Here is a 25,619-nt window from a genome sequence, read left to right on the forward strand (position 1 = left end):
CATCTTCGTACCGTGCCACCCCTAGTTTGTGCACAGAACCTAGGACGAAAAACCGTCACTGCCAAATGTCCGCATCTGGCCGTTAGCGGCCCTTAGCGAAGGGCTGCTATGGGTCGATTGCAGCCCTTTGCAACATGTAGCAGATTGCCGACTTCTGCCGGTTAGAGTCGGACAGTGGGCTAGTCAAATCCGATGCAAACGACCGGTCAGCTCGAATGCAAATGGGTGGTCAAGTACATGCAATTACTCAGCTGGAGGCGCAAGGGAAACAACGGCACGATAACTGTCTACATATCGTTGACCGGCCCCCACAAATCCGCCATTGCGTATACATTGCTCTGCTACAGCAAGTGGGTAATAACCCACCCCTGCGCGGCCAACGCCGCTTTACACTCTTCTGAAACCCGTTCTGCGTTGACCGCCAGGCAAAGAAAGCTGGTAGGTCGTGACATTCCGACATACAGATTGCGGTACTGAGATAGCTGACTCTCAGGCGTTTTTTTGGCTCGAGTACCGATCCCTGCAATGATGGGCAGCGCGAGCTCCAGATCGAAACGACGACTTGGATAACCTAGAGACTCCATGACGAGGGTTGCCAAGTGCGTTTCACCTTTCATCGAGGCGAGTGTCCCGATGTGAACGTTTAAGGTGCGACCATTTTTTTCGATTGAACAAATCGATCGGTGTAGCCCGTGAATAGCCATGGTCGCTGGCCGGTGAAAAACCGGAAGCTCGCTGAATATCTGCAGTGGCATATGATCTGGGAGCAACGAGCGCAGCTTTACGTACAGTGCATTCACTATACGGACGCGCCTTTCTTCATCTGCTTCCGCCACGTTTGCCATGCATAAATCACGCATCAGCAACCGGAAAGCCGACACGTCCTTATCAGCATCACGCAGTTTGCGAATCAGCTGATGATCAGCTTTCAAGCCTTCGACAATCTGCGCTTTGGCGGCGCGCAGCACCAGAAATAGCGCTCTGCGGATCTCTTCAAATCGTGATGAACACGATGCATTTACGGCAGGTTTAGACCCACCGAGAAGCGCCCAAAATTGCACAAGCTTGAGCCCAGGTAATTGATCGCCTGTGGAAGCAGGCCAGTAGTCCAGTAGGGTACGGCCTGCTATCTGTTTTGCGGCATCGCCCTGTTTGCGAGCGCAAAGAGCTTTGACTTTCCCATTGGTCAGATCGGTATCGCTGAAGCGGTCTAGTACATGCTCTCCAAACGTCGAGATCACATCTTGTACACGTTCGGTGCTGTAGACGATCAACATGGAGGCGTGACGGTCTTCGCTCTCTCCAGTTACAGCGGTACCTGTCAGCTGTGTTCTGGACACGGACTGAGCGATATGAGGACCGAAGCGTTTGCTGGAGGAGATCGGCAGCGCGTCGCCTCGTGGGAACGTCAGGTTTTCCGCTCCCTCCGAACTACCTAGGATTCGCTGATTGATATCGCCGAAGCGCTGAATGATGACGGTGTCGTCGAACATCAACTGCAACAAACGCTCTTGCTCCCAGGACGTATCCTGCATTTCGTCGATAAAGACGACAGGGAACCTGCGGGATAGTTGGGCCCGAACCTTGGGGAATTGAGTCATCAGGCACTCCGCGTACGCGAACATGTCCGCGTGCCGGAAAACCCCCTCGGCGGCGAGGGTTTGTTTGATACCGACAATTGCCGGATAGGTTTTCGCGCTTGGCTTGGGAAGCGAGCCAGATTCACTGGCTAGGTCCAGAGATGATCCTTTGTAGACCAGCCCCTCTAGCATGGGCGCGACACCTGGATTCATCTCCATATAGCGCCGCAAGCTGTAATTGGCATGGGCTAAACCTAATGCTCGACGGGCAAAGATGTCGTTGTCGATCACATCGACGGTCATCCCCTTACTTCGCAGGTACGGCAGAGCCAGAAACTGATTCACCATGGCGTGAATCGTCCCTATGAAGTGAGGATGCGTGAGTAGGCGACTCCCGTCATGGCTTGTACCTAACCGGCGCTGAATTTCATCACGGGCGACATTTGTATGACTGAGCACACAAACGCCTGCGCGGCTTGAGGTCCATCTGCGGCTCAGCATCAACAGCTTCGCTGCGAGCACTGTGGTCTTACCACTACCTGGCGCGGCGTTGATGTCACGAGACTGGTTCTCCAGTAGCACGGTACGTCGCTCGTGATCATTGAAGTTCAAGTCGGGAGTCAGGTCGTTTAGAGCCTCAAGATCTGTAGCGTCGATCACTGGGACGGTCATGGCTCCGTCCTGCCAGTCAGATGACGCAGCGCCCGCTGTAGGTAAGGCGGCAGATTGTTGAACAACTCATCTCCTTTCCCATAATCGCCTGTTGAAATCAGGTGAGCAGCGTATTGGGCGGTGATGGCTTTTGATGCCTGCTTCTCTACGAGCGGTTGATAGATGAGGGATGCCAGCTCCACTTTCGAATGCCCGGCATTCGAGAGTTTTTCCCAGAACGCTGCTGACTCGACAATGGCTTTCTTTTCATCTTCCTCCGTCAGCCGTTCACCCCTCGAATTTGCCTTCTTAGCCAAATGAATCGCGTCATGCATCAACCGGGCGCATCCGTAAAAGGCGAGATCGTATTCCAATGTCCATTTGTTGGAGACACAGACAATTGTGCTGCCGCCCTGGGCGCGGTCGATCTTTGTTTTGACCAACGCCTCGGCCTCCTCCGGCGTGTAGTCTTTTTCGAATCGTTTACTTTTCTTGGGAGCGGATACGTAAGTGGCCTCGTCAGGAACGATGTCACGATCCGTGATGCATGCGACAGGGATGGGAATAGCCGAACCATCACTCGGCTGGAGGATTCGAGCGTAGTGATAAAGCCCAACCCCGCCGACGTTTACGCAAGAGATCCCGTGTTCGTTGAAAGAGTATCCTGCGGCCGCCGCCAAGGCGGGCAAAAGCAGCGTTTCTGCTGGCCCCTCTACGATCGCAACACCTCGAGCGAAGAACAGGTTCGCTTTGGTAGCATCGATAAAACGTCTCAAGAACTCGTAGTCGCTTTTCAGCAGCTTGGTCTTCCCGTGAGCCAAGCTGAACAGCTGAGCACGGTTCACCAAGGTAAGGCTCGCGATGTCCGCGCCCGCCGCTAGGGATGGGCTGTGGGTGGTCATCACGATCTGAACAGGCCGGCTATCTTGCTCAACTGCCTTGGAGGTGCGTTCCAGAAGCTGCTGAACGCGCTCCTGCAACTGCGGGTGGAGATGGGCCTCAGGCTCCTCGATCAACAGTAATCCGAGCTCTTCACCGTCACGCAGCAGAACCAGTTCAGTTGCCATGAACAGAGCGTTGTTATAGCCGAGCCCGCGAATGCATCGCTCACCTGGATCGATGGTAGAGGATGGTAGCAGCGCCAACTCAAAACGCTCCAGAATGGGCTGCAGGCCCAGCTCCGGAGCGATCTGGATACGTGAGGACAGCGCATCGCCAGCAAACGCAAACTTGTTCAGGTAGTTGTCATTGACGTCGTCCTGAACATCCTTAATGACCTGATGCTCGCCCAGATGGTGCTGAGCAAACGCCATCAACCCTACCAAGTTACTGGGGACGGTAGCTGGAGCAGCTATGTCGAAGTCATTTTTCTCCTGTCCATCAATACGCTTATGAGCGCCCAGAATTTGCGATAAGCGAGACTGACGACCCGGGCGTAGCTCAGCTTCGGCATCTCTCAGAGGTCGCAAGTAGGTGGCCCGGATGAGTTCACGAACCGCAGTGCCGATCTCAGGCCCGGTGCCATTCGGACCTGAGCAGGTGATTGCCTCGACTCGCCCACGCTTGTTGGCCTTGGGCGGTATCCAACGCGCTTGCAGATAGACGACCAAGCTATGAGACCCGTCCGCTTCGTGGGTCATCCATTCGAGAACGGAAGCCTCTTGCGCTGGGTCGAGGTCCACAAGGGTGGCCTCAATGAACAAAGAGCGGGCTCGGGTCTTACCCTTGATGTGAAAATCAGTTTCGAAGAGGCGGACGAACTCGTAGCTGGTTGTCCAGAGCACGTAGCGGATCGCGTCAACCACCGAAGTCTTGCCTGAATCGTTTTCCCCAACAAGGATGTTGAGGCCGGGGGCGAGCTCCCAATCAAGTGCTGGAGCCGCCGTACCATCGCCAAATGCCCTAAAATTCGACGCCCTGATCCGCTTCAAATGCATTTTGCTTCTCCGTCCTGTTGGAAAGCCTGACCCGGATGGAGCAAGGCACTCCGTGCACTCTGTGGCTGAAATTGGCTTTTATCACGGGACAAAGCGGGTCGGAAGGGTAATTTAGTAGCAGGGAGCCATTGCCGAGCAAGGACGGCCTGAAAGCCAGCCACAAAAAAAACCGCCTGGACGGGCGGTTTTCAGGTGCGCTACGAATGGACGTTCGTTTTGCTAGCTACGCCCAATCAGCGTGCACAACCCCGAACGCAAATCACCTTCTACATTCTTGAACTTTGATACTATCGGGTCTGCGTCCTTATACTTAACGACAACCTTGTCGTTTCGCTTGAAATTCTTAAGTTGGACGCTCTTTATGCTTCGCAAGTGATCATTAGCCCCATTCAGGAAGGGCGCCAACGCTTCAAAAGCTTTACCTTTCATCTCAAGCTTTTCAGAAACAGATATTATCTTGGATGCAAACAGCGAGGAATCCTCAACATTTTTTACGTCCAAGGCGCATTGCATTTGCAGATAAAGGAAGAGCATTCCCCACTCTGGCCATTTTTCACTTGCCGTATCTTCGAATCTTCTCCACAACTCAAAACACTCAGCCAACTCGGACCGTTTACTGCTGAATCGACCAACCATGAAGTTAGCAGCAACGATAGCATCTTGCTCACCAAGCAAGTCTGGCGGGCAATGCGCATTAAGAGTACGAAGGAATTTCATCCCCCAAGAACCTGCAGACACATTTGACTGAGAGTTAGCCAAATGTCTATAAAGGCGGATTCGCTCAAACTCCGGAACATCGCTTGTCAAATAAGTGCTTTCAGCACGCAAAAGCAACACAGCTCCAGGGGAATTATCCTCCGTTTCCACTGCTTCTGCGAGATCAATCAGTATGGAAACAATGCTAGATGTAGGTTGGTAATACTTATCCTTAATGACTCGAACGAAACTATCGAACTGATCATCAGCGTATGTGGCCAGCCCGACCACCGCCAAACTTAAAACCAACTTAGTTAAGCCAAGTGGCGACTGAGCATCAGATATAAGCTTTAGCCTATTATCAGTTACAAGCTCAACAAACTCAGCCAGCAAGCTCTTTTTCTCATTCGCTTCATCGGAGCGCTTCAAACCTTCAACAAGTAAGAATGGCATAAACTCTAGCGGAGCTACAGACCTCGCCCTCTCCAGCGCTGCCGTTGAAAGATCTTTATTACCGTACAAGCTATATATCAGGGATGCATTAGCAAGCGCTGTGGTCAACAAATACTTCTGATCTGGCTCGTTAATCGACTGAATTTGTTCAATTAAATCTTCACTCAAAGAGATCGCTGCAGATCTGTATTCCTGCACCTTCATCCTTGCATACGCAACTTGAAGATTAAGCTTGGCGCTTACTACGAGAGCTCTATCCGGACCAACCAATGCAGTCTGAAGCTTATTCAGCGCTGACTGATAATTTTTCAGCGCTAGATAAGCGCCTCCAGCTTGCAAACTACAGAGCTGTCGAATTCTTTCATCTACCGTTTCAGCTTCAATAAGCTCATACTGGTCAATCGCATCATTAAAATCGCCACTATAGAACAGCGAGCTTGCATAATCAATACGCTTTGACTCAACCAATTCCTCAACATCTGCAGCAAAAACTTCAGCAAAGTATTTTTTTGCTTTAACGTAATCTTTGGCAGAAAATGCCTCGCTTGCGATAGTGAGTGCTGACGGCTCTGAGTCTTCAAGCTGTTTTATCCAGCGCTCTGAAAGTGCCCCATCAATTACTCGATTCTTTATTACAATGCCAAGTGCTCTATCTGATTTTGCAATGCCAGCTAAATATAGTTTACCTTTAACGCGGTCATCAGCAAAGTTGCCACGATCATATCGTATCGACATGATAGCATTACGTATGCTCGCGTCGCCCTCCACCAATGCCCTGATATGATCAACAGGGGCTCGGTCATGCTCCTGATAATAGAGCCGATCTACAATCTCATCAACCAGCAAAGGAGTTGCGTCTTTTCCTGCAGCAATCTCCAGCTCAACCTCAGAGCATATATCCCACGAAATTCTAGGGTTGCCGTCCGTCCACCAATAGATTCGATCGGAAACAGATGAGCCAACTTTAAGCTTGGCACGGCTAACAAATTCATCAAACTCTGAGCGAGTAAAATCCTCTAGATAGATCTTCTCACCTATATTAAATGGCGAAATATTCTTATCTTTAATCAAGTCGCCTGGCTCAGCGACGCCTGACAAAACGTAGGTTAAATTATTATATATTTCATGATTCCCTCGAGAGAAATACATGCTCCTAACTTGTGCCAAAATCGAATCAGAGTATGTGCAGCCTATTAGTGAGTCAATCTCATCCAGAATAATAACAATCTTTTTGTTAGCGGACTTGAGCAACAACCGCAAATGCCTATCGTATTCTACACTGTCCTCCAGCTCATCCCCTCGCCTTTGGCCATCTATGACTTTAGCGGCAGATTCAAATAACTCAGGACTCATCTCCAGTATAGTGTCTATTATATTCCTGAAAAACTTTCTTGCGGTCTCAAACCTATTTGATAAATCGAAATAGACCACCAAATCCATGGAGCGGTTTCGCTTCATATTTAAAAGCAGGTTTGTCTTACCCATCTGACGGGACACCAGAATGTAACCGGGGCGTCCCATCTCATCGATCACAGTTTTAAGCTGGCGATCTGCTGATCGTTCAACATATAGATGTGCCGGAATAATGGTAGCAGGCGCAAGGACTCGAGCAGTCATGTTACAACATCTCTCTTAACGTTTCCCAACAGCTCCCGCAAAGGCGCAGAACCACCGATTTCGTTTCGCGTACTCCTAAAAAGCATTTTTACAAATCGTGGTGAACCGTTACAACTTGATACAATAAGACCTACGTCCTCTGGACTAAAACCAGTACTTAGATTGGTATTTATCATTGATATCAGCGTGGTTATGTCAGTATCTCTCCAAGCGCCAAACCCAATAAATTGTATTTTTTCATACAGCTTAGCAGTGCACTCTTTCAAATCTTTCGTAGGATCTTTAATAGACGAGAAAAGCCATATCACACGACAATTGTCATGAATGCTTTCACATTCCAAAGTCATTCTATAACAATAATCGATGAACTTATTATACTCTGCACCGCTAGCAAGTGGTATTTCTTCGACTAGTAATGCTAACGCTTGATTATTTGCAAGGCTGGCAATAGCTTTTTTGAACGCTTTCACCAGATCACTATCTGTAAGACCTCTCGGCAGCACTTTATCTACACCTGCACTCTCGTTTAGAGCGTTACAGATTTCGCGCATAAGATCTGCCGCCGTCACATCACGAAAGCTATCTAATATTAGGTGATGGAACTTCCATTTTTCTTTAGTAATCAACCGCTTCAGCGCAGCCGTTTTTCCGACACCTGGTGGCCCACTCAGCCAAATATTAGAGGCGTTTGCTGCAGCAGCAATTACCTGATCCTCAGCGCGCGGCACATAGAATTTTTCCACTCTTGTACTATAAGCATCAAATAATATATCTGAAGCGCTAAAGTTATTCGGATTGAACCCAGACAGACTAGAATCGGGAGTCCACTGCGAGATGAAGTCCCGCAGGATTTTAAACCTCAAATCCTCGGCATTATCGGGCTTTGTTATATTTATATGCCCATACTCTATCAGCGTATCAGTCGTTTGATCTCCAACATAGGGTGACGAACTTTCCCGCGAAACAACAGAATCACTACCGGCAATAACACTGCGGACCTTTATCGAGGAGGCGACATCTAAAGCAACCCACTCACCATTCATCGAGGTCAGCAAGTCTGCTTTAACTGAAAGCTGTTTAAGGTGAGGGTGTCGCCACGAAAATCTCGACGCAAGATTTGCCAACCCGGCACCTGCTAATGGAGAGGCGTACAACAACAAGCCCGTAACATAGTGGTCTCTTTTGAATTTCATAGACTCTAGTATGTAGTGCCTGGCGATTACACCGCCCAAACTATGAGCCACTATGAGGATATTTTTGCCTTTATGCTTGGATGCAATAAACGTCTTCAGGCCTTCGGAAATCTCTTGAATGCTTGACATTTTTTTGCCAAACGGCCCACGCCATAGCTGAGTTGGATACTGATAACAATCATAACCAATATGGTCCAAATCGCGATACCCTATGAGTACCTTCAGCATTTGGTCCCAAGTTCCACTTGAGCCAGACAACCCATGGATAAAGATAATTACATCGTTCCCTCTGGTACTCCGAGTGGTTTGCAATTCAGTTTTCCTTGCCAATTGCGACATCTCTTTATTTTTTCGGGCGCGATCCGCATGTACCTTTGTACAATAATGACAGATGCATTCTTACATTCTGTATCGTATTTAGCATCAACCAAGTCCTCAAATCAAGCATGTGATGGCATGGTGCCGGTAGGTTTTGCTTTGATTCCGAACCGAGGACATCGATGCGCCTCTAGACGTCCATGGGTAATGGGTCTCTAACTGCAGTACCACGCAGATCCGAGCTCACGAAAGATGGGGTGTGATTCCTCTACCTCATTCGCACCCGCCGCCGAAATTATCCAAATAGACGCAGACCAAAACCTATCAACAAAATCGTAGGGCTGCATACAGCCATGGGGCCAATCAGATTGAGCCCGGCAGTGAGACATGCCAATAGAGCCGGCTAGAACTTTGACCTCGTACGTGTTGACCGCTTGGAACTGCATCTCGGCGAGATAGCGCAGACACTCGACCTCCTAAGCATGCATGCCGTCAATTTTCGTCGTGGAAGCGCTTGTCGCCGACGGTCTTGCCACCGTCGACAATAAGATTTTGTCCGCTGATTTCTCGATTCCCTCCAGCGCCAAGTGCGCCAAGGCTTCCTGCTGCAGGTGCTGATTTTTTATGTGGTTGTCAGTAGCCGTGTGGCGCGGCGAAGAACTGCAGGATCTGCAGCAGCCCATTGATCAGCTCGCCAACAACCTTGGCCCCGGTGATGTGGACCTGAACACTCTGCGCCTGGAAGCGCTCGTGCAGCGTCTCAAGTCATGGCGAAAGCCATTTAGTCATGGGGCTAGCCATCAGGCGTATGCTCCAGCAGCGGCACGTAGAGGATGCTCGTCCGCTGGTTGAAGGCAACCAGCTGACCGATTTCGTTGGAGCGCTCCGCCGTATGCGAGCTGTGCCTGTCACTGATGGCCGCGCTGCTGTGGGATCTCGGTGGCCGGGCCGCTGCCCAATGCTCTCGATCTGCCAATCCGTCGCAACCGCTACGCTGCCGGCCGCAATGAAACCTCTCAAGGCTGTGAACACAGGTCGCCTGCTGGACCTGTCCGTAACCCCGAATAACAACCCCTACACCGATCCGCCGCCTCTGTTGCCGAAGATCGACTACATAAACCACCAGCAGCAGGGTTGGCCAGAGATTGACGCCATGTTTCCCGTTCTGCGCAAGGAAGACCTGCGGGGTAATGACTCTTGGGCGGAGTAGCGCCTGCAGATCATTATCTACAGCGGTACTCACATGGATGCCTCCCCAATGAGTTAGCGGGCACCACACCCACAGAGAAACAGATGGTTGCCATTGTAGAACGGTCTTTTGCTTCCCAGCCGAGCGATTGTGCGTCGATTGGCTTTCCACATTCAGGGCAGAAAGCAGGTTGTCCGTCGGTAAGGTAAAAGCATGCGAGAAGATCCTTCCGCTGAGTCAGAGATGGGTCATGCCCCCTATCGGCATATCCAAGGTGTTGTCGTGCCGCGCATTTCACCCTGTTCAAGAAAGGTACAAATGTTCAGTGCTTTGGTTCCTTGGCGCAAAACGAAAGAAAATCAGGCCGCAAAGCGTGATATCACTAGGCTACAATCAGCCAAAGCACACACGCTGGGCCATCACGAACCCCGATGATGCTCGGCCCGAAATATGGATATTTCAATGCCCAGGTCTGCAGCATCTCCAATCAATCCAATTTTTTCTACCCGTCGCCGTGCAATCGCGCAACGAGCGGGCACCTTGGCGCGCGCCGCCGAAAGGAACCACGACTGCCTATGAATTACTTCACCGATACGGCAGCCAACATCCTTGGCAATAAAAAGCTGCGTAGCCCCCAGATCGAAGCCTACATAAAGGCTCAGGAGCATTTCGAAAACTCGAGCGAGGATGCGTTGATCGTCCTGCCAACAGGAACAGGCAAAAGCGGACTGATTTCGATTGTGCCGTTCGGCCTGGCTAAGGGTCGTGTATTGATCATCACACCGGGCCTGGTCACGAAGCAGAGCATCCGAAAGACCCAAGATCTGCTGGAGGACAATTTCTGGATCAATTTCGATGTGATTTTCAGTGCTGAGGATCTGCCAGTCACGTGTGAGTTCACATCAGAAACGCATCAGTCCAGCTTGGAGCAGGCCCACTTCGTCTACTCGAACATCCAGCAAGTGTACAACGAGCGCGGACAGTCACTCATAAAGCGCGTGACCTCCGACTTCTTCGACCTCATCATCATCGATGAAGGACACCATGCGCCGGCGGGCAGTTGGCAGAAGACCTTGGCCCATTTCTCCAAGGCCAAGAAGATTTTCGTGACAGGCACCCCATTTCGCGGCGACAACCAGGAAGTACCAGGAAAGCTAATCCACAAGACACCGCTTTCTGAGGTGATGCGTGATCGGTACGTGAAGTGGCTGAGGAAAGAGACCGTCAGTGCTCACGAGCTGTACTTCACAATCGCTGAACAGCCAGGCATCCGGCTATCCAAGGAACAAGTTCTCGAATACAAGGACCGGGAGTGGGTAGAGCGTAGCGTCGCCTTGTCTCCAGAATGCTCAATGGACGTCATCGACCTGAGCATTCAGAAGCTAGGAGAGCTTCGGGAAACCTCTCCAAATGTGCCGCATAAGATTCTCGCTGTTGGCTGCAGCATCACCCATGCGGAGGACCTGCGCACCTGGTATCAGTCCAAAAACCTGAAGGCGGCTGTCGTGCACAGCTACATGGATCAGGACGATATCGCTGCAGCGTTTCGGGTCATCGACAACCATCAATGCGATGTCGTTATCTCCGTGAACATGTTGATGGAAGGCTACGACCACCGCTACCTCACAGTTCTTGCGCTTTTCCGGCCCTACCGAAGTGAAAACGCCTTTGCGCAGATCGTCGGCAGGGTCCTGCGAGCGATTCCGGAAGAGGAGATCACGGCCTTTGAGATCGATAACAATGCCGTGGTGATATATCACAAGGAAACCGGGCTGGACGCGATGTGGACGGCCTTTCAGACTGAGGTTGATCGGGCAAAACATCAGCGGACACGCGACTACACCATCACGGATGAGGACTACACCCGCAAAGAGCAGGAGCTAGGTGGTGTTTCCACCTCCGAAGCATTCGTGAGTGATCAGGATTCCTACCTTGCAGACCTGGACTTCAACAAGATCTTCTCTGAGAAAAGGGCTGAGGTCGAATCCATCGCGACCCAAAAGGTCCAGGCGCTTACAGGTCTCGAGGGCTACGACGCGGATGTGTTAGCACAGCTCAAGAACGTGTTCCTGAACGCCGAGACGAAGAAAGCGGCTCAAATCATAGATCCCAACCTTGTCGAGAAGCGGCCCGAGATCGCCCGCAAGCAGCTTCGTGAAATTCTGACGAAGAAGGCTCAAGACGAAGTCGCGACCTTGCTCAGCGACCTGCAGATCCCAGAAAAAGCTTCTACCCTTTATCCGATATTCAAAAACCACCTGCCGATGGTGAAACCCAACACACCTAACGACGGTATACTGGTCAGCTTTATCAACACCAAGCTGGCGAAGAAATTCGGTAGGGTTGCTGACCGCGACAATGGCTTGCTGACCAGGTCAATTGAGGACGTGGAAGTGATCATCAACGAACTGAGGAGAATGCTGAAATGAGTCTTGAATCCATCAAAATTCTGGTTGATGAGCTCTCGACTCTCCACGTAACCCATGGCGTTCAGCCAAGTGAGCTCATCGACAATCTTTTCGAGGAAGACTACGTCGAGTCCTCGGCCCGGAAAACCTCTCAGGGCCTGGTGTTCGAGCTGACCTTCCAAGAGGCAGATGATGACGGATCGTCGAGCAAGATCACCATGCGCTACACCTACGACCTCAGCCGTCATCTGGTGCTTGTGGAGCAGAAGGTCGCTGCCAAGCGCTTCGCCATTCAGTGGGATCGCACCCGCGCCGTTCAAGAACGGTTGGCCAAACTTGAAGCGCTGCTCTCTAACCGGCTGCCACAGGAGAGCGTCGCCGCGATCCTATCGACCATGCCGCAAGACTACCTTGCAATCGCTCCTCGCCTGCAGTTGGTAGCCTAACCCTCGCCTTCTCCTCACTGCGGCTGATCATCAAGCAGAGATGATTTCGCCGCAGTGAATCTGCTCAATACGCCGATACGTCTCGTACAGAGAGATCAGGTCTCCTTGGGCCATAATCTCCAGAGGCGTGCGCCCCTCAAAGAATGGATTGGCATTCTTGAACAGTGGAAAGCCCTTTACATTATCCTGATTGCTGAATGCAGCTCTCAAGAATCCGTGGATACCTATCACCAGGCCAATCCGCTGCTGCTGATCCAAATCCAGTCTTTGCCCACATTCCTGACCCCGCGCAACGCGGCGATAGGTCGATTGAGAGATCCGTAGGATGCTGCAAGCCTGCGCCGGTGTTGCTCGCCAGGCATTGATGATTCGAAGCGCGACCTTCAAGCCGACCGAACACTGCTCACCGCTGAGGCGCTGCCTGTTGATCATGATTTCAACTCCTACGGTTTTTAATGAGCTTACCGCTGAGCAAGCGGGTGATCAAAGCTGCCGCCGTCCCTGTACCGGACTCGATCACTCCAAATCATTCGCGTTTTCCAAAAAACCGCTCGATGGCCTATTGCGGTAGTAAGCGTTTCCACCAAGAACAACGTTGAAGCCGGGAGGTCCCTGCCAATCTCTTGATACGCCAGTGGATCTGAGTAGGGCTTCCGGTTCTACGCCATTTTTTGCGAAACCCTCCAAATCCCATTCGAAGAAGCTCACTAATACGTGAAATACCGGGTTTGCAACGCTGGAAACCACATGGAGACTGCCAGTGTTAATGGGAAGGTTAAGTCTAACCATATCGTCAACAGCACAAATCAACCTCCTCAATCGGAAGTGCCAGACCGATTCCAAGAGCAGATCAACCTGCTCTAGAGCTAGGGGAAATTTGTGCTTACGGATTGCACAATGCCTCGGCAGATTGATCGGGAGTAGATTCTGTAAATTGCTAATGTTGACTCGCTTCTGCCCTCGCGAAATGCGATACATCTCCTCAGCCCCCTTAATCAAGATGGCAGCAAACTCTTTGTCACGAGGGTCAGTGACGCTTTCAACCTCAATAGGCGTGAGCTTTGGCTTGCTGAGCTTCGCCATCAGCCACGACTTGTCGTTCTCGTAAAGCCATCGTGTTGCTTTATAGGCATTCTGCCAGAGATACTCTAAGTTGATGTCCGCCCGAACCGCCAGGAGTGTTTCAATTTTCTGACGGAACTGGGCTTCTTTGCCCACGAGTGGTTTACCTTGCAGCCCGCGCAGCCTTGCACCTGCAATACTTTGAAGTAAACTCTCTTTCTTCAAGGCGCTTTCAAACGCATCAACACTGCCGAACAAGTGCAGCGCGATAATCATATGCCGTGCAAGGGGCATGTCCATTTGCCCATTGTGGGAAGTAAACCTTATCCACTGCTCATGCTTTCCCGCAGCGTAGGCGCTGCACATCTGCGACAAGGCTTGATCGCCATATGTATCACGAATGCTGTCAAACAGCTTTGCTGTTCCAGCAAACCTTCCGTGTATGAAGCCCCGTTTTTTGCATTGTCGTAAATAGCTGGAACACAAAGCATCACTACTCATCGGCGGTAAATTACGCTGTAGTAGTTCGTGTGCGAATTGGGCAAATTTCTTTTCAAGCTGAGCACCCTGACTAACTGGCGCAGGGGTGAGCGTGCTCCAACCGCATACACACGGCTCAGAAAGGCTCGGTAGCATCCGATTCTTTCTGAAGAATGGGTGAGAGCATCTCGGGCATGCTTGCATCAACAGGTCACCGTGACGCGAACAGACGGACACACCAGGCAAGTGATGCGAGCGATGCCAGTACGCATAACCCAATTCGAGAAGGTCCTGCTGAACGCAGGTTGGACAGAGTTTTGCCTTGCAGTGGACCGTCCCCTCCCTGCGTGGAATTCGGGCTACTCCAGTGAAGCTGAAACCTGTCGAAAGCCCTTCCGTCCCTTCACTGATCCCTAGAAATGGTCGGTAAGCGGGAAAGGTAGTGTTGGTGCAGATCAGCTCGTCAAGATTGCTTGCTGTGACACCTGGAAGCCTGGCAGCCAGCACCTCCATCTTCTTCGGAAGCATACCGACGTTGAAGGGATTCGAGCCAAACAGATCGCGGAAAGTCTCCCCTACGGTTCTGTTACCTGAAAGGAAGTGGTAGCGCGTAATACGAGAGTGCAGCATCTCGTCCGGCATCGACATAGGAAAAAATAGCAGATCAGTCATGAGTTACCGACTTACAAGGTAGGGCTCGGAAAGGACGCACATCCAGTCATCGGCATACTTGTAACACACGAAATCCTGTATCGGGGTCAGGACTTTTGAAAATTTACACATAGCACGCCGTCAATTAGCCTTAGCACTTGGACACATTTGCATGCTATATCCCGATCAGTATCTACCCGATACAAATCACGTATACATCAGCAACTACGGGGGGTACACGAAAATCCACCACCCAAGATGCCCCCACACCTTTTCGCAAAATTACGCCTGCAGAGACGTACAATAATTCCCGAATGCATCAAGCTCAATTTCCAGCTGGTTTGACGAATGCGAGGGTGCTGGCCACGTCGACTGGCGATGGGCGCTGGCGTGCGGTACCACTTCGGGGCGCTGACTTTTCTTCTTCCAATGCCGACCAACGTGTACCAAAGCCGCGTACCAGGTATCGGTTGGTGCGGTCGAACTCATGTTCGCTATGGAATTCTCCCGGACGGAATGAAATCAGCCGCATGTCATAGAGTCGCGTGACCGCATCAGCGATATGGTGCCTGGGTACGCCAGTGCAAGCCGATAGGCGATCGTAGCTGATGGTTGCGATGCCTCGGCGATCCCTGGACGCCAGGATGGCGATGAAGATCTTAATGGCGTGGAACGAGAGCTGAGTGAAGTTGAACTCGCTCAGCAGCAGCATACGTCCGTGGTTACCGTCGTAGAGCCATAACTTCGGAATTTTTCCCCATCCGTAGGCATCGTTCCAGTTCTCAAGACGAATCAGCGAACCGTTCTTGAGGGCACCCGTTTCGCGCTTAATCAAACCTGCTACTTCTAAACGCTGAAGAGACCGCGCTACCACCGCCCTGGACATCACACCGAGCTTACACAGCTCGGTGTAGGTGACCTTTGCCATTCCGGTTGAGAAGTCCGCGCGGCAGCACAACACCAGATAGAGCTTGAGTGCCGCCAAGCTCTCGTTACGCAGCTGCAGGTTGTCTGTTTCTGGAGGCCATGCAGGCAGAAATGAGTTAGTGATCCGCTTCGTCGAGCGCCCCCGGAAGGCTACAAGTCCCTCTTCGTGAACCCACCGGATCGGCATTTTGGCCCATTCACTCTTTGCCACCATCAGACCTTCCCCCACGCAAGCCAGACGACGAAGAACGCCAGCGAAAGGCTGAGCATTACGCAACACAACGCAAGGTTAACTGGATTGGAAGAGAGAGCCTTCTCCAAAAAACTAATGAGGCTTTTCACCTTTGCAAGCTCCGAAAACTAATCAGGTCTCAACGATGAAGAACCAGCGAAGCTTTATCTAGATGGAGGCAATCATATTTTCCCTCTGCAGGCCTTGGTTTCCGTGGCCTGCATGAAAATTTTATAGTTCATTTGAGCACACCTTCGAGAGGGCTAAAAGCGAGGGAATAGCCCTTCAAATCGAAAACTGTAAATCCCCTAAGCAAAGCGAATCCACGCTGCGCCAGAGCACGCTCACACGTGCTCTGCTTTGCTTAGAGGCAGGATTTGAATGAAGAAGAAAGCATCTCACCCTCAGCTGAACGTTACCATTCGCGTCCCACTGGGAAGCCCATGGATAGTGCTTGTCATGTTGATTCTTGGGGTACGAGGGCCAAAAATGCTGCAGGACCACCCTGCACCCAATGCGGTAGCGAGCCCGGTGATAAACGTTTTCCAAAACAACTCCTCAGGGGGATGTCCATTGAAGCAGAGCGACCATGAATTGATCGACAAGCAGATGGCTCTATGGGAGGCGGCTTCGGTGGCATTGCGCGAATACGAAGAGTCGAAAGGTCATGCATCCCCTGAAAAGACTGAGTCGTTGCGTCTGAAAGCTGAATGGCTCGCTAAAGCGGCCAGTAGCTACCAGTTGGAAACGATGACTGGTAGAAAAGCTCCACGGCACTGACCTGAACGCTCAATACCGCTGACACAGGCGCGACCTCTGCGCCTGTGTCTGGATGACCTCCCTCACATTTGCCAGCGCAACTCAACCTCTGGATTTTGTCGCGAGAGCAGCACGGCTTTCGCGGCCTGGAGCTCCGCAGCAATCGAAAAACTGTCGCGCCCAAGCCAACAGATCTTGGATATGAAAGGCTCCACCAAATGGTAGGGCCTTAGGATCATCAGTGGACCGGGCAGGAGATACGCTCGGAGGGGTCAGGCGCCAACAGCAGGCAGATGGTACCGCCCATTACCAGCACTGCTACGCACACCTGGATGCCGTAGTCACCGCGCACTCTGCACCGATTGCGCCAGGATCAATCGCAGGACAAGGAGCTGCTCTATGCCAGTCGAGTGCAATGGAAAGCTGTGGGGGTAATCGTGTTGGATAGCCTCGATCCTTTGGGTGTCACAAAGGAGTCAGTTGAGCACCACACGCTTATGGTTGAACGAGAATAACTCAGAGGTTATTCATAGGTTCTTGACCACCAAAATGGCCAAGAGCGGCATCCTTGAGCGCATTCCTGCCACCAGCTGATTTTTCGGCCATTCCTGCACTGCAGTGTTGTGTTGTGTTGTGTTGTGTTGTGTTGTGTTGTGTTGTGTTGTGTTGTGTTGTGTTGTGTTGTGTTGTGTTGTGTTGCAAGGATGGCTTTGCCGCCTCATATGGCCCCACGCGAATCAAACTCCAGGCCTGATGCACGCGGTGCGGTACAAGGCTGATCGCGTTACGTTTCGCTGTTCATGCAACAACTTCGCTTCAGCCCACAACAGGCGTCGAGTGCGAAACTGCTCGGCAGATTCGCAGACCTGATTCAGTTCTCTCCTGCAAAGAGGGAGCTTAGGTAGTTGTTTCTCGAAACGCGCCAAGACGTGCAGCTCTCTCCCAATTCTCGTACGCGAAATACGGATAGGTTTTCCGGACTCGGCACGCAGCCGCTGTGCACAGCACCTGATCTCCTCGGCAAGCTGAACGTCAAGAGCCGCAAACATGCCTGCGCTACCAGGTCGGCTTGTATAACGATTACCGTATTCCGCGATCCAGCTTGACACCCACATTCGGTCACATCGATACAACCAGGGATAATCCCGGCATTGGTGAGCTTGCAAGCCCCCATACTCATTCTCGAATGATTCGCGTCGCCGCCGGCGCTCCCTCACAAATCTCGCTTCTTTCCATTCGCTCGGACCTCGGTTTACGGCGCGGATGGTCCGGTAAACCTGGGTCTGGGATACACCTAGCATACCGGCGATCTGCGCCGCGTCCTCCCCAGTAAGTGCCAGTTTCCAAATCGCAGCTGCTAAGCCTTTTAACCCATCAGTAACAGGCTCTCTTGCCACTGTTCGTGAGGTCCGGGTTCCAAGGTGAGATGGTCCCTCACGTTCAGGCCCCGCCGGTTTGTCGACGCAAGGTATACAAGCCAAGTCGACCCTCAAAGCGCTTGCCAGAACGAGGTACTTGAGTGGATGGTGCGTACCTCTGGGCATTCGAAGCAACTTCGTCACCCAAGTCGCAGGTAACCCTGATGGGGCTTTGCGAAGAACCGAGTACTCCCAGTCGGCTGGAAGAAACTTAAAAAGGCTGGCCATGTGTGAAGCCAGAAGTCGTAGATCCAACCTGTGTGCAGCTCCAGATGTCAGACCTAAATCTATAGCGGCCTGCAGTAGAAATGCGCGTACCGCTGTTGCTGGAAGAGGGCCGCGCTCCAGGCCGAGCAACTGTAATGAACCGCATGCGATCTGATGTAGCCTGGGAAGGGTATGTACACCAGCGTTGAGCTGAATCGCATGAGCCTGTACACCGTCATCGCCAGGCAGACAAAGCTGTTGTGAGTTGCGACTGTACCAACTGGGGTCCACTACTTTGAGTAACTGGCTGTGCTGGGGACATACCAGGACACCGGGTAGCTGATGAACGCGGTGCCAGTACGCCGCCCCGAATCTAATAATGTCATCAGTTAGGCATGAGGGGCAAAATCGAACTCTTGCAGCACCTTCGATCCGGCTGGCATTTACGCCCAGCTTCAGCATCAATCCTCTGCCATCACCAGCCATTGAGGAATGGGCATACTGAAGTTGGTCATTGGTGAGAAAGGGGGCGTAGTAAGGCAAGACGCTATGACGCTTGATTATTTGGGCCACTGAGAGATCCGTGCCGGGAGGAAGCGCCCCGACCAAATCCCCTAAACGACTAGGAAACGCTACATTCTGCGTGAAAGAGGCTGCGGCTCTCTCGCCAGCGAACGCTGCTCGGCGGCTACTTCCACCACAAAGCTGGGCATAACGAGAGAGGACACTGTGAAGTGTCTCGTCGGGAAAAGCCGCCGGGAAGAAATGGAATTTCAGCTCCATTTCGCCACCTTCGAATCAAGATTTGTGGTAGACCGGTGAAAACTCAAAGAGATCCGTGGTAATCCAACCCGCGGACTTGAGCGCTGCTATGGTGTCAGGCTGATCACTGAGTGCCTTCGCTTGCGATTCCTCTACTGCAACAGCAGCAAGTGCAGCGTGAGCTGCGGGGTTGCTCGGAACTGCTGCTGAAGGTGTAGCTGCAGGCTTCGTATGCGTCTTCACAACACGGAGCAATGCAAGCCGGTCTGCTCGTGGAAGCCCATCAAACGACATCATGTCGATCAACTGCTCCTCGATGGGAAGAAGGTCATCGAACTGTCGCATACGAGCAGGGTCTCGACTGCGCAGAGCTGAAAGAGCTGGCTTGAGGATTTGCATCTTGGCATTGCTCACCTTGGCGATCGCCTCGGCAGTCAGGCATTCGGAGCCGCTTTGAATGGCATAGCGCTGGCACAGAACGAGTAGCTTCACCAGGAAGTCTGTTACGCCTTGGGTGTACTCGTACAACGCATCGAAGATCTCGGGGGTCAGTTCAGCAGTCTGCTTGCACCACTGATAACTCCAGAGGTTCTCAACCAGGAACTGCCACTCCTCATCATCCTTCTCGAACCGCTTGAACTCGATAGTACTGCCGCTGCGACGGGCAACACGCATGACATCCGAGAACAAGCTGATCATTGAATTCGTGCCTATGAACACGACAGGGATGCCAATGTTGTTCACCAAGTGTAAGAAGAAGTTCAGCATGCTTTCCTTGCCACCCGTTTTCGCCAAGTGGAGGTTTTGCAGCTCATCAATCAGCAAGGCGCCAATGAAGAACGTACTGGCTACCTGGTACATCTGCTGCAGCGCATCGTTGATGTTCCGGTGCCGATGACGCTTGTGATAATCCTGGTCGCCGAGTGCTTGACCGACGGCGTGGAAAAACTGCTGGCAGAATCCAGCCAGCGACCCATCGCGCGGGCAGTCTAATTTGAGCCAGGTGATCTGGGTGTGGACAAATTGGTTCCCATCATAGCGCTCATGCCGAATCGTTTGGGGGTAGAGGCTCAGAATGGCGTGGAGCGCAGTCGACTTCCCAATACCACTCAGGCCTACAACGGTGAAGGAGTCAGCCGTCGATTTGAAAGACTCATGATAGCGCTGGGCCCCCGATAAGGAATGCAGGTGCCTGACCGTGTCAGGTGAGGTTGGATTGCGTCCAACGTAACCGCGGCGGACCAACAGGGAAAACATAGACTCCAGTTCCAAATGCAGCAGGAACGGCTGCACGACTGTCTTCAGTCGCTCAATACAGTGAATCCGTGTCGCTCCGTCGAGTTCAAGCTCCTCAGGTGTTACTGGCTGGGGGAAGTTCGATATCAACTCGATGGCCGCTGCTTCCGGAAGGATCGGCGGCAAAGCCTCAATCAACGGGTTTCCTGCATATTCAGAGATGGCCTGCTTGGTATAACTCGCGAAAATTCGTGCGCCTTTCATTTACTCTGTCCTGGACGAAGTCTTCTGAGCAGATCGATGACCTGCGCGCTGCGAGGGCCCGCATACGAGTCGCGTGCAATGGAGGTCGCTTCCGCTACGGGTTGTTCGGGCTCTGCTCGCACACCCTCTGGGACTGTGGCGTTTTTACGCTCCCGCTTGCGCTCTTCAGAACGATTTTCGCGGATGTTGGCCACCGCTTCAGATTTAGTACTCGCAGGAGGCTCAAGCTTTTGCTCGGCCGTAGCGACGCTGATGATTTGCTCCACGGTGTCGACCAAGCTCACGCGGCTCTCCAACTCTGCCCGTTTGTGAGCGGGTGGTGTTTGCCGATACGCTTCCAGCAGATCGTAGATCTCGTCCGAGCGATAACCGGCGTACTTTGCATCCGAGCGTCGAAGGTCGCAGCGCAGAAACTGCTTGTTTTCACCCTGGATCCAGATATGAGCGGCAGAGTTCGGATCGAACCGGCAATCGATCGACCACACTCCATTGCGGCGAGCTTTGGCAAACCAGTTTTCTTGGATCGCAAACTCACACACATAGTGCATGCCGCGGAAAATCACGCCGCCCTTCTGCACCGTGGCTCGCTCACGAGGCAACAGGTGGAGATAGATTAAATCGTCAGGCCGGTTGTTGGCCTGGATCAGATCATTCTCCGAAGCCCAGGACCATATGCCCGTGGGAGTAGGCTCAACGCCATCGAGCATCATCGATTGAGTGAGGCGTTCTGGCTGTCGATGATAACGGTTGTAGTGCAAGACGCACTCAATGACGATCTGCGTGAACTCCTTCAGGTTGAGAGTGGCGTCGAGCCGATAATCGCGCTCGCCTCGCTCTTTCTCCCGCGCGGCCACACCGCCCGGAAGCCACCTGATACCGGTTAAATCATTGAGGATCCCGAACCTGCTTTCGACCATGGGCTTCCAATCTGGACGGTAAGGAGGTGCCGTGCCCATCTCGATGCCCAAACCAGTTGCCAATCCTTCCGCAGCCAAAGACAACATCTCGCCTCGGTCGGCGTAGATTTGCTGAGGTAGGTGGTGGCAGTCCCAGTCCTCGGAATTGATAACGACGCCGTTCTGCGCGCAGAAATCCACCTTGGAGGTGAATGCATTGAACAATGCCTGCCGCGCACCATTCCAGCTGGGCCCCTCCAGACCAACATACAGGCCAACAATCATCCCCGAGAAGCTGTCCACCACGATGTAGACCACAGGCCTTCCAATCACCATCCGCCGGGAATAACTGTTGACCAAGTAGATATCTGCAATCGTCGCGTCAATCTCGAATTGGTGACAAGGCCCCCGAAGCCAATCGCGGACGGTACCGGACAGCGGACGGCAGTCTTTGAGCCACTTCGTCAACCCCTTACGCCCACGATCAGTTGCTATCTCGTCAAAAAATATTTTGCCCCAATAAACGAACTGATTGTAATTAGGTATCTCGGCATCTGGAAGTAAGCGAATTCGATTTTCTGCGTTCTTCGAATAATCTTTTACAGAATAGAATTTCTTAAGCATCTTGTCATAAGCAATGCGGATTGAGGGCGCTTTATCGTTGACATAAAGTGAGTAACCTACCCGAATACACCGCTTATCAACAACACTGAGCAGCTTGGAAGGCGTAGTCAGAACTCCCTGAAACTTAGGCTTAGGACCGGGCCGTTTATCTTGGGTGTAGTTCCTGCTGGCAACACCCACCGCTGAATAATTTTTGAGAAGCGCATTTCTTACCTGACCATAGAACCAATATCTATACAAAAGACGATAAATAGTCTTTCGATGCATGCCCAGTTCAGCGGCGCGGTTTCCCACAAGGCGCCCCATCTCGCCACGAACGAAGATCTGTCCGGGGTAGGCCGGATCCAGAAGCGGCGCAATCACTGCCCATTTTTCATCCCTATCGCGCTTAGTGCTTTCATCGAGATCACCTTCCAAGACCAGCAGGAATTCGGGTACTCCCGTGACGACGGATTTGGTGTCGCCAGACTCCAGCGAGAGCCTGAGTTCTTCAAGCCCCAACGGGTAGGGCTTTCTCGGCGGCTCGACGAGGTCTATCACGATCATTGCGTCGTCCTTCTCATCCAGATAAAGGACTCTGGCTAAGGTTGTGAGTACCGAGAGTTCTGTGACGGGCTCGAATACGTCATTAATTGAAATATTCATAACGATCTCTCACTCAATGCGCCCAGGTCAGAAGAGTAAATAATCTTGAAATCAGGTAGTGGCGATTTCAGGTGCAACGGAGCGCTACTCAAATCAATCTGAATTACTTTTCGCCAGATCAGATGGTAGAAAATATCTCTAGCATCGCCGTACGCTATTCCCAATCGTGCAGCAATTCTTCTAAGACATTCAGACGTGGCCCAAGGGTAAGCTTTGCTTGATTCTAAAAGTTCAAGGAATTCAGAGTGAAGTGACGAAGTCATAAGCGCACAGGGTAGTTGAGAATACCGCCTAAGGAGCCCGAGATTCTTTATAAGGTCTGGCGTAAACATTTCCTCAGTAACAATGGCCCAGTCCACTCCCAGGCTCATCCAGAAGCGCCTCTCGACTTCTAACTTTTCCAAAGTCCGAAGAGAACCCTGTTTGAGGTCTTGCTGATACTTAATTGTCCTAGCTACCGACTTAAAATCTCCGTTTGGCTGCCTAACAGTCAAGAGAAAGTCTGTCGTCATTACCAGCGGCAGGGCAGTAGATTTGTATCTGGGGTAACGGACGCCAATAGCCTTTGCGATTGCTAGAGTGCTTTCCACAGGCAGCAACGGGTATTGCTCGCGGATGTCGACTACGTCCTCAGAAAACTCGCAGACCAGGAGATAGGCACGTTCGAGATCGGACAAAAGATGATGTATGCGCTCGACTTTAACGCCTGGGATTTTGTGGGAGCGCCCCATCGAAGGGACATCCTGCACACGTAACCAAGGCACGTAACCGACTCCGGCGCCGGATCCAAATCCGTTGGCGATGTGCCGTTCAATATCCTGCTTTGAAGCAAACCTACGACCGCGCAACTCCTACCTCCTCAGTCCTACCGGAGTGCTTCACCTGATCCGCAAAAAATAGTCATAGGAAAATATGGACCTTCCGGCGGTCTCGTCGAAGGCATTCCTAGACTACTCCCGCTGCCAAGCGAAGCGGTTAATCCGGACCAACGGCTAAGCCCAGAAACGGAAAACCCCCGTAGATACGGGGGTTTGCTCGTTGTGTCAAACTTTAATAGTGTGTGTCAGACTTTAACCTTCTGTGTCAATCTTTAATCCCAACAGCCAAAATCTAGACTGCACAGTGCACTAGATCACTCCACGGTAACCGACTTAGCCAGGTTACGCGGCTGGTCTACGTCGGTGCCCTTGAGCACCGCAACGTAGTACGACAGCAGTTGCAGCGGGATGGTGTAGAGAATCGGCGACAGCGCATCGCTAACGTGCGGCACCTTGACCACGTGGGTGCCTTCGCCATTGCTCATGCCCGACTGTTCGTCAGCGAACACCACCAGCTCGCCACCGCGGGCACGAACTTCCTGCAGGTTGGACTTGAGCTTCTCCAGCAGTTCGTTGTTCGGGGCCACGGTAACCACCGGCATGTCGCTGTCGACCAGCGCCAGCGGGCCATGCTTGAGCTCGCCGGCCGGGTAGGCTTCGGCGTGGATGTAGGAGATTTCCTTGAGCTTGAGCGCGCCTTCCATTGCCACCGGGTACTGCGCGCCACGGCCGAGGAACAGGGTGTGGTGCTTGTCGGCAAACAGCTCGGCGATCTTCTCGACCGTGCCGTCCATGGCCAGGGCTTCACCCAGGCGAGTCGGCAAGCGACGCAGTTCTTCGACCAACTCAGCTTCGACGCCTGCCTCCAGGGTGCCGCGAACCTGGCCCAATGCCAGGGTCAGCAGCATCAGCGAGACCAGCTGGGTGGTGAAGGCTTTGGTCGAGGCCACGCCGATTTCTGGGCCGGCCAGGGTCAGCAGGGTCAGATCGGATTCGCGAACCAGCGAGCTGATGCCCACGTTGCAGATCGCCAGGCTGCCGAGGAAGCCCAGCTCCTTGGCATTGCGCAGGGCCGCCAAGGTATCGGCGGTTTCACCCGACTGGGAAATCGAGACGAACAGGGTGTCTGGCTGCACCACTACCTTGCGATAGCGGAACTCGCTGGCCACTTCGACCTGGCACGGAATGCCAGCCAGGCCTTCGAGCCAGTAACGGGCGACCATACCGGCGTGGTAGCTGGTGCCGCAGGCGACGATCTGCACGTTACGCACTTTGCCAAACAGCTCGGCTGCCTGTGGGCCAAATGCTTGAACCAACACGTGATCACTGCCCAGGCGACCTTCCAGGGTGCGCTGAACGACGGTTGGCTGCTCGTGGATCTCTTTGAGCATGAAGTGGCGATAAGCGCCCTTGTCCGCCGCCTCGGCACCTTCGTGGTACTGCACTGCCTCGCGCTGGACTTTGTTGCCAGCCTGATCCCAGATGTTGATCTGGTCACGGCGGATCTCGGCGATATCGCCCTCTTCGAGGTACATGAAGCGGTCGGTGACCTGGCGCAGGGCCAACTGGTCGGAAGCGAGGAAGTTTTCCCCATGGCCCAGGCCGATTACCAGCGGGCTACCGCTACGCGCTGCAACCAGGCGGTCTGGCTGTTTGACGCTGATCAGCGCCAAGCCATATGCGCCGTGCAGGCGTTTGACCGCTACCTTGAGGGCGTCGGCCAGATCTGGCGTGCTCTTGAGGGTGTGGTGAATCAGGTGGACGATCACTTCGGTGTCGGTTTGCGAAACAAACGGGTAGCCCAGCGCTTTGAGCTCTTCACGCAGGGCTTCGTGGTTTTCGATGATGCCGTTGTGCACCACTGCCACTTCGTGGCCGGAGAAATGCGGGTGAGCATTGGTCTCGGTAGGTGCACCGTGGGTAGCCCAGCGGGTGTGGGCGATGCCCAGTTGGCCCGCCAGCGGCTCGGCGGCAACAGCGGCTTCCAATTCGCTGACCTTGCCGATCCGGCGACGACGCTCAAGGGTACCGTCTTGGGTATAGACGGCCAGCCCTGCGCTGTCATAGCCACGGTATTCCAGGCGCTTGAGGCCTTCGATCAGGATGGTAGTAATGTTGCGCTCGGCTACGGCACCGACGATTCCACACAT

15 protein-coding genes and 1 pseudogene are annotated in these 25,619 nt (G+C 52.6%); 4 read left to right on the forward strand and 12 right to left on the reverse strand.

The annotated features are described in order from the left end of the window. Positions 1 to 341 precede the first annotated feature (341 nt). The 4 genes from HU737_RS22640 to HU737_RS22655 form a co-directional block, all read right to left on the reverse strand. On the reverse strand, positions 342 to 2,252 hold the full coding sequence (locus tag HU737_RS22640) for a UvrD-helicase domain-containing protein (protein WP_186553095.1): 1,911 nt from the start codon (positions 2,250 to 2,252) through the stop codon (positions 342 to 344). Further along, a complete protein-coding gene (locus HU737_RS22645) occupies positions 2,249 to 4,168 on the reverse strand; it encodes an ATP-dependent nuclease (RefSeq protein WP_186553096.1) in 1,920 nt (639 codons plus the stop codon). Before HU737_RS22645 ends, HU737_RS22640 begins: the two co-directional genes overlap by 4 nt. 219 nt (positions 4,169 to 4,387) lie before the next feature. Further along, positions 4,388 to 6,934 carry an AAA-like domain-containing protein gene (locus HU737_RS22650; protein WP_186553097.1) on the reverse strand — a complete coding sequence of 849 codons (2,547 nt, stop codon included), beginning with the start codon at positions 6,932 to 6,934 and terminating at the stop codon, positions 4,388 to 4,390. After that, positions 6,931 to 8,466, reverse strand: a complete 1,536-nt coding sequence (locus HU737_RS22655) for an alpha/beta fold hydrolase (protein WP_225915639.1) — start codon at positions 8,464 to 8,466, stop codon at positions 6,931 to 6,933. Before HU737_RS22655 ends, HU737_RS22650 begins: the two co-directional genes overlap by 4 nt. 985 nt (positions 8,467 to 9,451) lie before the next feature. Between HU737_RS22655 and HU737_RS26295 the strand changes: the two are divergent. The 3 genes and pseudogenes from HU737_RS26295 to HU737_RS22665 all read left to right on the forward strand — a co-directional run. Further along, positions 9,452 to 9,652, forward strand: a pseudogene (locus HU737_RS26295) (cyclase family protein); the annotation flags it as partial. Between the two features lie 557 nt (positions 9,653 to 10,209). After that, complete coding sequence (locus HU737_RS22660; RefSeq protein ID WP_186553099.1) at positions 10,210 to 12,063, forward strand: DEAD/DEAH box helicase; 1,854 nt, start codon at positions 10,210 to 10,212, stop codon at positions 12,061 to 12,063. Beyond that, positions 12,060 to 12,488, forward strand: a complete 429-nt coding sequence (locus tag HU737_RS22665) for a hypothetical protein (protein WP_186553100.1) — start codon at positions 12,060 to 12,062, stop codon at positions 12,486 to 12,488. The genes HU737_RS22660 and HU737_RS22665 overlap by 4 nt, the downstream gene beginning before the upstream one ends. A gap of 30 nt (positions 12,489 to 12,518) precedes the next feature. Here the strand turns inward: HU737_RS22665 and HU737_RS22670 are convergent, their stop codons facing one another. The 3 genes from HU737_RS22670 to HU737_RS22680 all read right to left on the reverse strand — a co-directional run bounded on the left by HU737_RS22670 (position 12,519) and on the right by HU737_RS22680 (position 15,822). Beyond that, on the reverse strand, positions 12,519 to 12,920 hold the full coding sequence (locus HU737_RS22670; RefSeq protein WP_186553101.1) for an antitoxin Xre-like helix-turn-helix domain-containing protein: 402 nt from the start codon (positions 12,918 to 12,920) through the stop codon (positions 12,519 to 12,521). A gap of 84 nt (positions 12,921 to 13,004) precedes the next feature. Next, the gene (locus HU737_RS22675) at positions 13,005 to 14,702 is read right to left on the reverse strand and encodes a TnsD family Tn7-like transposition protein (RefSeq protein ID WP_186553102.1); all 1,698 of its coding nucleotides are present in this window, start codon (positions 14,700 to 14,702) and stop codon (positions 13,005 to 13,007) included. Between the two features lie 304 nt (positions 14,703 to 15,006). Continuing rightward, positions 15,007 to 15,822, reverse strand: coding sequence for a MarR family transcriptional regulator (locus tag HU737_RS22680; protein WP_186553103.1), 816 nt, complete (start codon positions 15,820 to 15,822; stop codon positions 15,007 to 15,009). Positions 15,823 to 16,221: 399 nt separating this feature from the next. Here HU737_RS22680 and HU737_RS22685 point away from each other — a divergent pair, with 399 nt between their 5' ends. Then, on the forward strand, positions 16,222 to 16,620 hold the full coding sequence (locus tag HU737_RS22685; RefSeq protein WP_186553104.1) for a hypothetical protein: 399 nt from the start codon (positions 16,222 to 16,224) through the stop codon (positions 16,618 to 16,620). Positions 16,621 to 17,336: 716 nt separating this feature from the next. On the opposite strand, the gene HU737_RS22690 is transcribed toward HU737_RS22685, so the two are convergent. The 5 genes from HU737_RS22690 to glmS all read right to left on the reverse strand — a co-directional run bounded on the left by HU737_RS22690 (position 17,337) and on the right by glmS (position 25,619). Then, entirely contained in the window at positions 17,337 to 19,007 is a 1,671-nt protein-coding gene (locus tag HU737_RS22690; RefSeq protein WP_186553105.1) for a TnsD family Tn7-like transposition protein, read from the reverse strand. Positions 19,008 to 19,022: 15 nt separating this feature from the next. Then, positions 19,023 to 20,486: an ATP-binding protein gene (locus HU737_RS22695; RefSeq protein WP_186553106.1), complete on the reverse strand. Its 1,464-nt coding sequence runs from the start codon at positions 20,484 to 20,486 to the stop codon at positions 19,023 to 19,025. Beyond that, entirely contained in the window at positions 20,483 to 22,651 is a 2,169-nt protein-coding gene (locus tag HU737_RS22700; RefSeq protein WP_186553107.1) for a TnsB C-terminal domain-containing protein, read from the reverse strand. The genes HU737_RS22695 and HU737_RS22700 overlap by 4 nt, the downstream gene beginning before the upstream one ends. Further along, a complete protein-coding gene (locus tag HU737_RS22705) occupies positions 22,648 to 23,499 on the reverse strand; it encodes a TnsA endonuclease N-terminal domain-containing protein (protein WP_186553108.1) in 852 nt (283 codons plus the stop codon). The genes HU737_RS22700 and HU737_RS22705 overlap by 4 nt, the downstream gene beginning before the upstream one ends. Before the next feature lie 284 nt (positions 23,500 to 23,783). Next, a complete protein-coding gene (gene glmS / locus HU737_RS22710; RefSeq protein WP_186553109.1) occupies positions 23,784 to 25,619 on the reverse strand; it encodes a glutamine--fructose-6-phosphate transaminase (isomerizing) in 1,836 nt (611 codons plus the stop codon).

It is taken from the genome of Pseudomonas urmiensis (assembly GCF_014268815.2).
Taxonomy (GTDB): Bacteria; Pseudomonadota; Gammaproteobacteria; order Pseudomonadales; family Pseudomonadaceae; genus Aquipseudomonas; species Aquipseudomonas urmiensis.